The following is an 11,880-nucleotide window of genomic DNA, read 5'->3' on the forward strand; positions in this document are numbered from 1 at the left end:
GATTAAGTGCGGTGATTACTCCGTAAGCCTCGTTCCTAAATAGCTCGGAGGATACGAAATGAACCAGTTATTCGAAATCTATGAAACCCTGCGCCACTTCGGGTTCTGTTTTAACCAGTCCGATTTTTCAGTTCACTGGCTGGGCCGCTCCCGGTGCTACATGTCCTATCTGAAGCGGACGGGAGCAGACCCGTCGCTGACATCAATGAAGCTTCTAGTCGCGAGACTGGAAGCCGAGGTCGAACTGGCGAAGCATAGCGGGGAAGAAGCATTTTACCGTCCGATGCGCTCTGCCTTGGTCGCGGCGAGAACCATACACGATGGTGTTTATGAATTGAAATATGTCCCGCCGTTCTACCGTATAACGGCGATCAACTCTAGCTAAAATAAAGGCGATTTATATTGATAATATAACCGCGTCAGTGGTAGTATTTACCTATAAGCTATCTGTCCGCAACTTGCGGCTAAACAAACTCAAACCGAGACGAAGATCGGACGAGTGGGAGCAGAACCCGAGTTGCCGTCAGGCGTTATGCGTAGCACGCTTTGATCGACTGGCCGGAGCAACGATAAACAATTCCACCTAGCAGCGAGGCCGAGGCGCGGAATGACACGCGTAGCTCGGCATGTCGGTGGCGCTAAGCTTGTTATGGGCAACACTGGCAACCGTAGACGCGCCGCGACAGCGGCGGGGGGAAAGATGACGGCATGGGGTTATTGAGTTTACCGCGCCCCGTCTGATGACAACCAGACACCGGACCCAACAAGGCACAGACGACGGCGGAAAAGCCATTCAAGTGAAACCTCCCCTTCCTTCCTTTCGAGAGGTTTGGCTCAGATGTGAGTTCAAAAATGCTTTCGGAGGGAAGGGGGGGAATGGTCAGGCACCCAACTCAAACGGAAAAGGAAAAGATGGATTCTGGTAATCCTTTCGGGATCATACCTGAGTGAGATAGTGGGGGAGCGAAACGAAGGTTCGCGAACACACTATCGAACATGCAGGGCGGACGCGAATGCGTCCCCCTGAGAGAACCCACATGGGCTAGCCGAGTTGAAAGATTCCCAAACATTATTGTATGCGAATCTTTCATGCAGATCGGTTCAGCAATCAGAGCAGCAAGGAAGGGGTGTGGACTCTCTCAAGAGCAATTAGCAGACATCTCTGGAGTATCCCGTTCAGCAATCATTGCTCTTGAATCCAACCGAGGAGCATGCCGAACACTAGTCGCTGTGAGACCTCACATCGGATTCCGGATCACAGGGCTGGCGAACGGGAATGACCCGGCAGAGCAGGTCCGAAATGCTCGACACAACAAGGGTCTGTCCTTGGCACGAGTGTCCGAAGGATCAGGCGTTTCGATCCCCACCGTCCGATCCATTGAAGCAGGCAGAGGAAACATCTCCTCGCTCTCGGCCATCATCGCCTTCCTTGCTCCCAAGGCACGACCGAACGGATGGTATCGAGCGCATTGGCAGGTGAAGAAGGACGTGCGCTTCACGCCACCTGAGCTACTTGCGGAAATCGTCGATGTGGTCGGTAGAATCAGTCTTGATCCGGCAGGCGATCCGCGCAGTTTCGTGTCGGCGGAGCGGACGATCACGGAAGCTGAGGACGGACTGACCTCACCTTGGTCGGGCAAGCTCGCTTTCGTGAATCCACCTTACTCCGACCTGTCCCGATGGATGCATAGATGTTGTGACGCTTGGGACGGGAATGAGATCGAGCAGATGTTAGCCCTGTTCCCAGCACGCACGGAGACGGTCGCTTACCGAACGAGAATCTTCGGGACCGCCGACACTCTCTTTCTGCCTCGCAGGTTGCGTTTCTACGCCGATGACCATGAGCAGCTACCGCCGTCGCCGTTCGCATTGATGCTCTGTTCGTGGGGCATCGACAGGGCGGTGGTGCAGGCGCTCGCTGATCGGTTGGAGGCCAACGTGGTATGGGGGGCGCCTGCATAAATAGGCACATGAGAAAACGATCATGGCTCAAATACGAAGTTCACCGCGCTGGCACCTGTGACGCCATCTGGAATGGCCATCCTTGGAAAGGGCGATACGAAGCTGGCTGCGTCTACAGCGGCAAGACCGAGGTCTACGAAGGGGTGTTCGTCAAGATATTGTCAGAGGACGGTCGTGAGTGGCTCGGGACGGATCGCTGGTGTTTTGTTGACGCACTTCGGGAGATGTTCGCCAAGATGAATGCCGAGGGCCTTCAGTTGGTCTGCGCTGGACTGGACGAGAGGTTCTACACGACGGGCCTCTCGGATGGGACTGGGTTCGGCTATCTGGCCGGATTAGAAGACGAGGGGGCTTTTCACATCCTCGATCCCATAAGTGGTCAGTCAGCTACGAGAGAGAGCGTTTCCCGGTCGAACCGGTAGTTCGAAATCGTCCCATCTTTGATGCGCTCGATGGCCTCGTCGATCACGCTCAGTGGCACCAAAAACCACTCGCGTGGCTTCACCATTCGTCCGAAGCGGTCGGGCACTTCGATGTCCAATTGCGCATCGCCGAAGACGCGATGGATCAGGTTCTCCAGCTTCGAGCGAGAGATGTTGAAGAGCCGATACTCGGCCATGATCTCGACGTTGGCCATCAGGAAGGTCGTTTGGAGATTTGCCCCGGCAATCCGCTTCTCGACCGCCATGTTCGTCACCCCGATCTTGTGAATCAGTTGGCGGTGTTCGGCCACCGCCGGGTGATCTGACTTGCTGCGCAGGACATACACGATCCCGCTAGCCTGATCGCCATCTTCGGCTTCTCCCGCGAAGAGCGGGCCAGCTTCCGGTTCGGTAATCCGCCGACCGGCATCGTCCTTGTTCAGCGCACGCTGAAGCGAACGCATGAGCATGGTGCTCTGAGTTCCGTTGTCGAAAATCACCCTGAGGCGAGCATCCGAACGCCCCTGATCATTCGTGAAGACATCACCCATGTCGGCCACATATGCGATCTGGCCGCTCACGATGAAAAATGCGCCGGGACGGATTTCTGCCTTGAGTTCGAATGAACGGGTCTCACGCGCGCCGCTGTCCAGTTCCTGCTGAACCTTCTCGAACAGCGGCTTGAACTTGGCGAAGTCTACACACTTCTCGCGATTGGCCACGTCCTCGGCTGAACGGCGCTCTTCAGCGGATTGGACATGACGAAGGACGCGGATGTCATCGTCCTGCGTCGGCTCAATCCCGAGTTCATTCAGCAGATCATCGTCGCTGATCTCATCCGTATGAGCAGGCGGGCTTCCCTCCTCGGTTCTGAGAAGGCCATGCTCGTCCATCCCGATCAACACATCGCGACATTCGTCCAGCGTCCGCAAGCGATCAAGGCGCACGGCGTAAAGCCGCTCGAAGATGTCCCGGTCTTCGCCGTGGCGGGGTGCATGGCCGTGCTCCTCGAAGAAACGGACGATGTCTTCAAACCCCGCGATGATCCGCTCTTCGCGCGCAGTGTAACGCCGCTCCTTGGCCTGCTCGACCTCGACCCCGAGTTCGGCAAGCAGTTCATCATCTGAAAGGTCAGGCATTGGCTGCCTGTGCACGGTAGCGGGCCAGAGCGGCAACCCCTTCCGCCATGCGCCGCTCCCATGCGTCCTGTGAGGTAATCTCGGGCAGCCGTCCGTTCTCTTTCTTGAAGCGCAGTGCCCGCTCAGCCAGTTCGCGAGCTTCATCAGGCGCTATCTTCACCTTTTTGGCGGAGATGACCGATTGCACCTGTTTCAGCACCGTCTCGTTCATGGATTTCGCGAGAACCGCATATGCGGCCTCGAACGGGTTAATTGAATCGATCAGATCGATGTCGAGATCGCGGACGTCCATCGCGAACTTCCGGACACCGTCGATCAGGGCCGTATTGACCTTGTCATCGCCTTCACTGGCAGTGGCTCCGCCGCTGGCAATGTCCTTTGCCTTCTGAGTCAGGTTCAACGCTGCAATTGCATGTTGCCGCACAGACTCCTGATCCTCATCGGAGAGGTCAGGGTATCGGTCGCGCACGATCTTGCCCATCTTCGCGACGGTAAGTTCCTGTGGGACGGTCTCCTCGTTGAACAGACCCTGTTCGAGGCTCGTCTTGTCCTGCACGAACTGCGTGATGACCTCGTTGATGTCTTCCGAGCAGATGCGCTTCGCCTCATCGCTCTTCGGCTCAACCAGCCCTTTGATCTCGAAGTGAAGCTGACCGGTGTCTTCGCGCACACCGACATTGTTCTCGCCATCTTTGTAGCCACCGGGGCCATAGTCGAAGTTATCGAGTGGCCCGGTATCCTTCGGCGTGAAAGTGAACCGGGGGGCCAGAACCTGCTCCATCAGCAGACTGGCTGCGATAGCTTTTAGCGTGTCGTTGATGGCCCCGACGACTGCCGCTTCCGATGCGTCGGGTTCGGCGATCAGATTGGTGAAGGTCGCGCTTTCCTTACCCGGAGCGTCGCGGGTTGCTCGCCCGATAATCTGAATGATCTCGGTGAGGCTCGACCGATAGCCCACGGTCAGAGCGTGTTCGCACCAAATCCAGTCAAAGCCTTCCTTCGCCATGCCGAGAGCGATGATGATGTCTACGTGATCGCGATCATTCCGGTGGGCTGGGTCTTTGAGAGCAGCCAGCACCTTGCCACGCCGCGCCGGATCGCTGTCATCGACTAGGTCGGCGATCTTGACCACATCGCCGTCCGGCAGCTTCACATGATGGAACCCGGTGACAGGATCGGCACCCTGCCATTCGCCTAGGTATTCCATGATCTCCTCGACCTCTTTGATCTTGTCCTTCGTGCTCTCGCGCGAATTGACCGAGGGGATGTGAACAATGGTTTTGCGGGTTGGGTCGAGCACCGCCTCGATGGCATTGAGGTAGCGCCCGGTGTAGAAGAAGTAGCCGATGTTGAGCGCCTTGAGGTGCTCGTAGCCGTTCAACTGCTCGTAGTAGGTGTAGGTGACAGTCTCGAACTTCGCCTCGTCCTCCGGCAGCAGCACAGGCACTGCATCGCCCCGGAAATAACTCCCGGTCATCGCAACGATGTGCGCCTTGTCGCGGCGAATGAACTCGGCAAGCTGGCTGCCTAGGCGATTGTCCTCGCTCGCCGAGACATGGTGAAACTCATCGACCGCGATCAGCCGATCATCGAAGGCTTCAACGCCAAGTTTCTCAACTGCAAAACGGAATGTCGCGTGTGTGCAAACGAGCACTCGGTCATCGCTTTCAAGGAACTGGCCGACCGCTTTGATCTTCGAGGGATCGACACGCTCCTCGTCCGCACCGGGCGCGTTGCATAGATTCCATTTCGGGCTGACTTCCCAGTCTGACCAGAACCCAAACTTGCTCAGCGGCTCGTCCATGAATGACCCGCCGATGGACTTTTCTGGCACGACGATAATCGCCTGCCGCAGGCCCTGATTGTGCAGCTTGTCGAGTGCGATGAACATGAGCGCGCGCGACTTACCCGACGCAGGTGGCGACTTGATCAGCAGATATTGCTCGCCGCGCTTCGCGTATGCGCGCTCCTGCATCGGGCGCATACCCATTTCGTTCGACTTCGTAGAAGCGCCCGTGCGCGCGGTCTGGATCGAGACGGCGGGGATCGGTTTTGCGGTGGTCATTTTTCGCCCTCATGCGCGTCCACGAATGCCGCTACGCTGCCGTAAGTCTCTTTCACACGTGTCTGCACTTTGCGCATCATGTCCGATCCGCGCTCTGGCCAATCGTTCTTGACGAACATGGCCTCGTAGCCGCCATAATGATCGGTCGCGATCCGCGCGATTGCTTTGGCATCACCACCGGGTTCAAAATGCGTTTTGGTCACGATGGCGACTTCCCATCACAAAGCTTCAGCATATCAGCGTGCACCACTTCTGCGCGCGCCGAGAGGAAATTGTCGTAGTCATCGTCGATGAGGACGTCATATGGGATAAGATGGCTTTCCAGCCTCTGCTTCACCACCTCTTCTCCGAGAGAAGCCTTTTTGGCCCGCTCGTCGATATATTGAGACGGTGTCTTCGCGCCGACCCGCCGATTGGTAGCCCATGTAATGAGCGCGCAGTTGAGAGCGCGGTTTACGCGTTCGTCCTTTCGGTCTCCGCCGAGCACGCCGACCGGGTAAAGGTGATGAAACTCCCGGTCGTAAAAATTGTCCGGTGTGATCTGTGCTCCGTCGGCGAAATCGAGGCCACCTCGACGCAGGCTAGTGCTCAGTATTGCGCGCGGAAGCCTGTCCTTGCGACCCGGCCAACCCGCCGTCCGGAGGACTCCTGCCTCTGGAAGCGGATACGCCGCCTCGTCAAAGAGTTCACAATGGAGATCGCTGTCACCCGCGACGAGTTTTCGGAGAATGCGATAATCAGCATAGGTCCGGGTAGCTGACGTCTTGCCATAACGATCCGTGAAGGCTGCCCGCCAGATAGCTTTTCGGATCAGACTACGCGCATTGCCCCCCTCGTCCATATTGTCTTTCGGGACGTCGGCCCAGAGCGAGCATGCGAGATAGACGACCGCATCAGCAGGCAGGCATCGTTCGTTGTAGATGCCTTCGGCCCGAAGGAACTCGATGCCCTGCTTGAACCCGAGCTTGAGGCGATCCCAGACATTTTTGAATGCGTTGCCATAGGCGGGGTCGAGGTAAGTTTTTTTGAGCGGAGGTCGCTCCATCAAGAGCGCGGCGACAGCGAGGATCGAATCTTCAACGCGCCCATACTCCCGCGCAGCAGGAACCATCTCGATCAACTCTTCTACCATGTCGTGAAGTGAGTCGCCGGTGGCTCCCTCCAACTGAGCCACGACAATGTCGAAATCCTTAAGCGGGGTGGCCGAGGTGTTCATTCGAATGAACACGTCGAGAGCCGTGTCGCGACCAGTTTTTGCATCGAGCGAAAGGAAGGGGATGTCGTAGGAGGCGATGCGCTGGCGAAGCTTTGTAACCCGTTCGAAAAGATCGAGGTCGAGCCGCTTTTCCGCTTCGAGTGTCTTGCGCCATTTTCCCAGAGCGTTCTCTCCCGTGGAACCGGGACAGAGAATTGGCAGGGGAATCAATCCGCGATCCAGCAGCTGCACGTCGTCGTCTGCCCAGACCGGACGGCGCACCCCCTTGTGCGTCCAGCGTTTCTCGGCCTCAACCGACGGCGCATCCACGTCCTCGTCTGCATCGTGCTCCTCTTCGTCGTTGGCGTCGGCGTCAGGTGCGGCGATACGAATGAAAACATCGAGATCGTCGTAATCACGGTTCAGCGCACGCCAGAGGGCGGTCATTCGCTGCTGTCCGTCGAGAAGATGTAATGAAGGTTTGATGCCGGTGTCAGGTGCACCGACAATAGGGCGGGAGTGAAACAACTCCTCATCGCCGACCTCAAGTGTGAGAACCGCACCTATGGGAAGGGGAGGGTGCCTGAGGATATTCTCGAACAGGCCAATGATCTGCGATTGTTTCCAAGCCTCATGGCGTTGGAAGCGAGGCAGGACCATCTGCCCCTGCTTTATCATCGCGAACCAATCCTCGATCTTCTTATTGCGTGCCTCCACGCGCTTCCCCCTCTCGACAATAATTCGGGCAACGGAACGACCGTAGCTTTTGCTCAGCGGTCGTCATTTAACGATGGTCATCGGTGTGTAGACCTTCTCGCGGTTCTCGTTGACTACGTTCTCGCCTACCTTGGTAATGACACCGGGATAGCCATCCCGAAGCGCGCGCCCGAGGGGATCACCGCTTCGTCGAAGTTCCAGTTCGGCGCTTTCCGGCATCACCATCACTCGCCCGTTTCTCTCCTGTTGAATATGACCATTAGCGCGCGCGTAGTAGCGCGCGCAGGCGACATTCCTCGCCAGCACGGTCATTTTTCGATCAGCCGTGTTGTAGACATAGAAGACACGAAGGTCGTCGCGCCGCTCGCTACACTTCATGTTGAACTCGACCTGCTTTTTTAGGTTGGCCGCATCCTCGGCCTCGATCTCTGCGACCGCCCGATCAAGGTCTGCTACAGTCGGCTCCCTCAATTTAGCCGTGCGAGCGAGTTTGGCCCTCAGTCTTCCGTCATCGAGATCAACGACATCGTATTTCTCGTCTTCACCCATGAACTGAAGCTCGCGGATGCTATCGATCAACTGATCAACGGTGCTCTGGTGGCTCACGCCGCTTTACCCTTTGCGGTCATCTTGGTGTAAAGTTCGAACAGCTTTTCGAGGCGTTCTGTGTCGTTGCGGAAGCGACGACCGATGTAGATGCGTTCGAGCACCTCGTCGTTTTCCTCATGCGCGCGGCGGAGGTCTTTGGGCATCGCCTCGGGATCGTAGAGGTCAGCGATAGTCGCCGGGAAATGTGCCTCGCGCGCAAGAAGGATGTTCTCGGCGCAGCGGGTGAGGTCGGCTTTGTTCTGCTCGGTGAGCTTGGGGAGCGGGAAGGTGTTCCAGCCAAGGGTGTTGGAATAAGAGAACCGCATCTCAAGCCGAACGCACACCGCCCCAATCCAAACCCAATGCAAACGGGATAATAATATGGCTTGGTTCCATAGCGGCGCGTCAAAAACGGCATAGCATTTGTTCGAAATAATCGTGCCGCTCGGGAGCAAGGCGCTCGGAAGGTATTCTCTGTTTTCCGAACTGATTGCACCAACCGCTATGACCCGCTCGGTGCCTAATTGGCGGCGCTCATCAAAGCGATGCGGCCAACCGGCACCGCGCTGTGTCGCGGCCTTAGTGCTCTCTAGACGCATCCTCCGAACACCCTCCAATCGTTGCCCAATCGTCACATGCTTTTTGGCGTATTCACGGTCCGCATCTTCGATCCATAAACAGAACTTTGCCTTCCCGCTGATGAGTTCATCGGAACCATAAATTGGGCGGACGAACTTAAGTTTTTCATCCCGCGACAGCTTAAGAGCCGCCACTTCATCCCGCGTAAGAAGAAGGTTGCCTCCATCTACTGGCTTACTGCCGAAGGTCATCTCGGCCAGCCCGTTCAGCGGCCTTGCTGATTTCTGGATTATGACGGTAGGACCCGGCGCGAGATAGGGATTGATATTATCAACTTCTTGAACAACCACCTGACCATATTCGTCAGTCGAGAATATCTTTCGTCCTCGTGTCGTGCGAGGTCCGATACCGACGATAACTACCGTAACACCGGCATTGTAGCTGGCGAGATTTGCCCATTTGAAGCTCGTGTGCGCAAAAATAATCTCATGTTCTGTTTGGGCAATTACTGGCCAAAGAATCGGCACTTGTTGCCCTTGGCAGATACTGTTTGTGGCAACGAACGCAGAGGCTGCTCGGGTCTCAGTGCCGTAGTCTGCCGCTTTCATGAACCATCCAGCGACGTAGTCGAGAGACTTCCAGTTCGAGGTCCGGTGCCCGAATATGTCCTGCAATTCGGATTTCTGCGTCGCCGATTGCCAAGTTGAGCCGAGATAGGGCGGGTTGCCGCAAATGTAGGTCTCACCACCGACATTCTCGAAGTCGATCTCCGACTGATCGAGCGGTGTCCCGAAGAGATCGTCACCCTTCATCTTTACGCTCGTGCCTGTCGGAGGGCAGATGCTCAACCAGTCGAGCCGCAGCGCATTGCCGCAGGTGATCCAGTTATCGGAATCGAGGGGGAGAAACTCGGCCAGCGCCTCCTTCTGGCCACGAAAGCGAACATCGCACTGATACTCGGCGATGATGAGCGCAAGTCGCGCAATCTCGGCGGGGAAGTCGCGCAGTTCGATGCCGCGAAAGTTGGTCAGCGGGATGTCGCTTTTCCGATCTGCTTCTTCACGCCGAGCGTTAATCTCCGCTTCGATCTCTCGCATCTGCTTGTAGGCGATAACGAGAAAATTGCCGCTTCCGCAGGCGGGGTCGAACACCCTGATCCTTGCCATCCGGGCGCGCAGGTTAAGGAGCTTGCGTCCATTGTCACCCGCCTCTTCCAGCGTGGCGCGCAGGTCATCGAGGAAGAGCGGATTCAGCACCTTCAGGATGTTCGGCACGCTGGTGTAGTGCATGCCGAGCGCGCCGCGCTCTTCATCATCGGCAACCGCCTGAATCATGCTGCCGAAGATGTCCGGATTGATCTTCGTCCAGTCGAGATTGCCGATGTGGATGAGGTAGGACCGGGCGATTTTGCTGAAGCTCGGGACTTCGATCTCGCCGCCGAACAGGTGTCCGTTCACGTAGGGCAGATTGTTCGCCCAGTTCGGGATGCCCGCTTCGTCACGAAACCGGTTGGTGAGTTTCCCGTCGTCATCGCGGATGCGGGTGTTCATCGCCCGGAAGAGTTCGCGGATCACTTCGTGCGTGTTGCCATCGCCGCCTGCGCTCATCCGTTCGACCGTCCGCGTGAAGGGATGGCTGGCGTGGAACACCCCGGTGTCCTCCGCGAAGAAGCAGAAGATTAGCCGAGCCATGAAGTGGTTCATGTCGGCCCGCCGCTCGGCAGTGGCCCAGTCAGGGTTCTCTTGGAGCAGGGTTACGTAGAGCTTGTTCAGCCGCCCGGTCGCCCGGATGTCAAACGAGCTTTCGCGGATTTGCTCGACCGTGGTGATGCCCGCGAGCGGCAGAAAGAAGCCGAAGTGATTGGGGAAGTCGGCGTAGTCGCAGGCGACGGTCTCGCCGCTGGTCAGGTCTTCGGCTTGGAACTCCTCACCATCGGTCGCGAGAATGAACTTGGCCTTGTTGCTGGCAGTCTTCGGACTTTCGCGAAGGGCGGTGAGCGTGTTCGCGACATCGCCGGGATCGCTGGTGGCAATGTGGATGTTGCTGCGCTGGAGGACGCCGCCGAGATCGGACTGGTTGGTATTGCCCTTGCGCAGGCGATTGATTGTCGTCGCCTTGTTGCCGAACGCGGCGAGAAACTGGAAGGGGAACTCTACCGGGTCGAACGGCTCGGACGCGAGCGTGCTGACGGCTTCTTCGATCTCGACGGGATTCATTCTATGGGTCTAGAAACCCGGCTCAAAATCTCCAACATCAAATCCGGTCCGGCGACGACACTCGCTCCCTCTCGGCTGCAAATGCGCTCTTGCGGATGGCGCGCTGCTCAGGCGAGCGAAACGTCTCTAGGAATGCCGCCCGATTCCACCTTAGCGCATCGGGCTTTGCGCGAAGTTCGCTGAGACGCTTCTCAAGCTCAAGCTCTCGTCGGAAATCCTCTTTCTCCTTGCCGAGGCGTTGAAGTGGCACCTTTGCGCTATCTAACCTCTCTCTCGCAGCAGCCGAGTTTTCAGTTGCGAGCTTGGCGTTGAGGCCGTCCGAGCGATGCTGCTTCATCAGTGCTCGATCAGACTTCACCGTGGCAATCTCGGCATTTAGCTGAGCCAGCTTCGCTTTGATCGCTTCGATCTCATCCTTTGCTTCCTCAATATCTCGCCACGCACTGTCGCGTTGATCTTTATAATGGTCGCGGTCACTCAGGTTTTGTCCGAAGAGTGAATAGCGCGGAAGTTCCCTATCCTTATTCCCCATGAAGTTACGTTTGGAACGCGCATGCCAATGATCCAACGAGCTTTTCGCGGAATTAAGCCGATCCCACGCATCAGATTTTTCCTCATGGGCCTCGTTCAATTGTTCCTTCAGGTTACGATGCTGCTGGTAGAGCGGCTCCAGTTCAGCCTCGAATGAGCGTTTCAGGAGCTTCTCAATGGAGATCGCACGAGCTAGCTGGCGTTGTGCTTCGTCCACCTTTGTCGCGGCTGCATTCAGCGATGCTGAAAATCTCTTGTCAACGGCGTGCGCAATCTCAGCTTCGCATTGCTTGATTGCTGCCACCGCCTCTGTCGTATCGAAGCGCCGGTTAGCTTCCTCAAGGTTTACACGGGCTGCGGAAATCTCGCGGCGTAAGAAGGCTAACTCGAAAGCAGCGGTGTTCCACCAGCCCTTCAGTCTTCCGAGTGGCAATCGATCTCTCCCTTCGGGCTGATGTGAAAGATT

9 protein-coding genes and 1 pseudogene are annotated in these 11,880 nt (G+C 57.0%); 3 read left to right on the forward strand and 7 right to left on the reverse strand.

Annotated features, from left to right (window positions below):
• Positions 1–58: 58 nt before the first annotated feature.
• The 3 genes and pseudogenes from KYN89_RS15220 (at position 59) to KYN89_RS15225 (ending at position 1,962) form a co-directional block, all read left to right on the forward strand.
• Positions 59–385 (forward strand): DUF6626 family protein, encoded by a 327-nt coding sequence (locus KYN89_RS15220; protein WP_222825866.1) that lies wholly within the window; start codon positions 59–61, stop codon positions 383–385.
• Positions 386–1,089: 704 nt separating this feature from the next.
• Positions 1,090–1,194, forward strand: a pseudogene (locus KYN89_RS15530) (helix-turn-helix transcriptional regulator); the annotation flags it as partial.
• A 141-nt stretch (positions 1,195–1,335) separates the two neighbouring features.
• Complete coding sequence (locus tag KYN89_RS15225) at positions 1,336–1,962, forward strand: DNA N-6-adenine-methyltransferase (protein ID WP_346727249.1); 627 nt, start codon at positions 1,336–1,338, stop codon at positions 1,960–1,962.
• A 379-nt stretch (positions 1,963–2,341) separates the two neighbouring features.
• Here the strand turns inward: KYN89_RS15225 and KYN89_RS15230 are convergent, their stop codons facing one another.
• The 7 genes from KYN89_RS15230 to KYN89_RS15260 all read right to left on the reverse strand — a co-directional run.
• Positions 2,342–3,523 (reverse strand): GIY-YIG nuclease family protein, encoded by a 1,182-nt coding sequence (locus tag KYN89_RS15230; protein ID WP_222825868.1) that lies wholly within the window; start codon positions 3,521–3,523, stop codon positions 2,342–2,344.
• Positions 3,516–5,588 (reverse strand): DEAD/DEAH box helicase, encoded by a 2,073-nt coding sequence (locus tag KYN89_RS15235; protein ID WP_222825869.1) that lies wholly within the window; start codon positions 5,586–5,588, stop codon positions 3,516–3,518. Before KYN89_RS15235 ends, KYN89_RS15230 begins: the two co-directional genes overlap by 8 nt.
• Complete coding sequence (locus KYN89_RS15240; protein WP_222825870.1) at positions 5,585–5,791, reverse strand: hypothetical protein; 207 nt, start codon at positions 5,789–5,791, stop codon at positions 5,585–5,587. Before KYN89_RS15240 ends, KYN89_RS15235 begins: the two co-directional genes overlap by 4 nt.
• Positions 5,788–7,500, reverse strand: coding sequence for a GmrSD restriction endonuclease domain-containing protein (locus tag KYN89_RS15245; protein WP_222825871.1), 1,713 nt, complete (start codon positions 7,498–7,500; stop codon positions 5,788–5,790). Before KYN89_RS15245 ends, KYN89_RS15240 begins: the two co-directional genes overlap by 4 nt.
• Before the next feature lie 63 nt (positions 7,501–7,563).
• Positions 7,564–8,106: a hypothetical protein gene (locus tag KYN89_RS15250; protein WP_222825872.1), complete on the reverse strand. Its 543-nt coding sequence runs from the start codon at positions 8,104–8,106 to the stop codon at positions 7,564–7,566.
• A complete protein-coding gene (locus tag KYN89_RS15255) occupies positions 8,103–10,883 on the reverse strand; it encodes a class I SAM-dependent DNA methyltransferase (RefSeq protein WP_222825873.1) in 2,781 nt (926 codons plus the stop codon). The genes KYN89_RS15250 and KYN89_RS15255 overlap by 4 nt, the downstream gene beginning before the upstream one ends.
• 37 nt (positions 10,884–10,920) lie before the next feature.
• The coding region (locus KYN89_RS15260; protein ID WP_222825874.1) for a coiled-coil domain-containing protein at positions 10,921–11,880 on the reverse strand (960 nt) is incomplete at its 5' end.

It is taken from the genome of Alteriqipengyuania abyssalis (genome assembly GCF_019857185.1).
Lineage (GTDB): Bacteria > Pseudomonadota > Alphaproteobacteria > Sphingomonadales > Sphingomonadaceae > Alteriqipengyuania > Alteriqipengyuania abyssalis.

Excerpts from the sequence above, each read along its gene's own strand:
- KYN89_RS15220 (WP_222825866.1), top strand. The coding sequence starts at position 59 with ATGAACCAGTTATTCGAAATCTATGAAACCCTGCGCCACTTCGGGTTC.
- KYN89_RS15230 (WP_222825868.1), bottom strand. The coding sequence starts at position 3,523 with ATGCCTGACCTTTCAGATGATGAACTGCTTGCCGAACTCGGGGTCGAG.
- KYN89_RS15235 (WP_222825869.1), bottom strand. The coding sequence starts at position 5,588 with ATGACCACCGCAAAACCGATCCCCGCCGTCTCGATCCAGACCGCGCGC.
- KYN89_RS15255 (WP_222825873.1), bottom strand. The coding sequence starts at position 10,883 with ATGAATCCCGTCGAGATCGAAGAAGCCGTCAGCACGCTCGCGTCCGAG.